Source organism: Escherichia sp. 93.1518 (genome assembly GCF_013368915.2).
Taxonomy (GTDB): domain Bacteria; phylum Pseudomonadota; class Gammaproteobacteria; order Enterobacterales; family Enterobacteriaceae; genus Escherichia; species Escherichia ruysiae.
Window position 1 is genome coordinate 1 of the sequence record NZ_JABWMT020000098.1, and the last position, 728, is coordinate 728.

Annotated in this window: 1 protein-coding gene and 1 pseudogene; one reads left to right on the plus strand and one right to left on the minus strand. The window is 47.9% G+C overall.

The features are described from left to right. Positions 1-361 precede the first annotated feature (361 nt). Complete coding sequence (hokE, locus tag HEN21_RS22570; protein ID WP_000956467.1) at positions 362-514, minus strand: type I toxin-antitoxin system toxin HokE; 153 nt, start codon at positions 512-514, stop codon at positions 362-364. On the opposite strand from hokE, the pseudogene HEN21_RS23340 reads away from it, so the two are divergent. Then, positions 483-711 (plus strand): annotated as a pseudogene (locus tag HEN21_RS23340) (hypothetical protein). The gene hokE and the pseudogene HEN21_RS23340 sit on opposite strands and share 32 nt — an antisense overlap. Positions 712-728 lie beyond the last annotated feature (17 nt).

The window sequence follows — 728 nt, forward strand, 5'->3', positions numbered from 1 at the left end:
TCGTCAGCATGTTTATATTGCCTCCATGCGAAGAAGGGACTACCATCCAAATTGTCTGGTTTGGAGTGGCAGCCCCAGGGTTGATAGAAATATCGTCCTGGGGCTTCATCTTTCCAGATCTCAGAGTTAACCTGAAACCGGAAAGCTTCAGGCACCCGCCGTTATCTTACCCTTTCTTAGTAAAATAGCTGTTTATTTATACAGTACAATCCTGTTCCGGACTTCGGCCGGCAAAACTCATCATTGCCTTAAAACGAGATCGCCCGCAGCCATCACTGACTGCGGGCGAAAATGTAAATCAGGTGCCTTACCATTCCTGACCTGACAACCGGATATGCGGGAATTGCTCCCCGCACAGCGGCTACTTCTTCGGTTCGTAAGCGAGAACAGCCCTGAACTCAATATTACGTTCCTTCACCGTAAACTCACACAGCGAGTCTCCGACCAGAAGCGTAAATCCCAGCACCGTTAAACACAGCACTATGACTGCCACAAGGGCATATTTCGTCAGCATGTTTATATTGCCTCCATGCGAAGAAGGGACTACCATCCAAATTGTTGGGTTTGGAGTGGCAGCCCCAGGGTTGATAGAAATATCTCCTGGGGCTTCATCTTTCCAGACCTCAGAGTTAACCTGAAACCGGAAAGCTTCAGGCACCCGCAGCTATCTTACCCTTCCTTAGCAAAATGGCTGTTTATTTATACAGTTAATCCTGTTTCGGACTTCT

Excerpts from the sequence above, each read along its gene's own strand:
- hokE (WP_000956467.1), bottom strand. The coding sequence starts at position 514 with ATGCTGACGAAATATGCCCTTGTGGCAGTCATAGTGCTGTGTTTAACG.